Source organism: Actinoplanes sp. NBRC 103695, assembly GCF_030269485.1.
Lineage (GTDB): Bacteria > Actinomycetota > Actinomycetes > Mycobacteriales > Micromonosporaceae > Actinoplanes.
Genome location: NZ_BSTL01000154.1, coordinates 1 through 259 on the forward strand (window position 1 = coordinate 1; position 259 = coordinate 259).

A 259-nucleotide genomic window follows, 5' to 3' on the forward strand; every position below is an offset into this window, starting at 1 on the left:
TCATCGACATCGTCACGTTCATCATCGAACGCGGCGCCCAGATCATCGAATTCGTCAACGCCGTCCTCGACGCCGTCATCGCCATCGCCGGCGGCGGCGCCGGCGGCGTACCCGGACTCATCGAAGCAGCCCTCGCCAAATCCATCCCCGTCCTCATCGGCGCGCTCGCCGCCATCCTCGGCATCGGCGGCATCGCCACCAAGGTGAAGTCGTTCTTCCAGGCGCTGTCGAAGCCGGTGATGAAGGCCGTCGACTGGGT

1 protein-coding gene is annotated in these 259 nt (G+C 65.6%); it reads left to right on the forward strand.

Annotated elements, in window-relative coordinates:
• Positions 1-259, forward strand: a 259-nt coding sequence (locus QSK31_RS48670) for a hypothetical protein (RefSeq protein ID WP_285692024.1), incomplete at both ends; no start/stop codon positions are given.